We start from the raw sequence: 205 nt of genomic DNA, 5'->3' as shown, positions 1-205 counted from the left end.
CAAAGATATTCTAGTTTTTCTTTTATGTTACCGAGAGGAATATTGACAAAGTTTTGATTTGTCTTTTTTCCTAGATTAATATTGCGTTGCCATGTTTCCGCATAGCCAATGACAAGTTTGCCAATTTGATTTTCAATACAGTAGTTAATGATGTAACGGCAAGTCTTGTTGATATAATCATTCACTTTATTATTGCGATTCATAG

The 205-nt window shown here is 31.2% G+C and carries 1 protein-coding gene; it reads right to left on the bottom strand.

All coding sequences use genetic code 11. The annotated features are described in order from the left end of the window. Positions 1 to 205: IS200/IS605 family accessory protein TnpB-related protein (locus ETC02_RS17460; RefSeq protein ID WP_171698523.1), on the bottom strand; the 205-nt coding region annotated here is incomplete at both ends.

The organism is Geobacillus sp. DSP4a (assembly GCF_013096875.1).
Taxonomy (GTDB): domain Bacteria; phylum Bacillota; class Bacilli; order Bacillales; family Anoxybacillaceae; genus Geobacillus; species Geobacillus thermophilus.
This window is presented reverse-complemented; position numbering and strand designations above follow the sequence as displayed.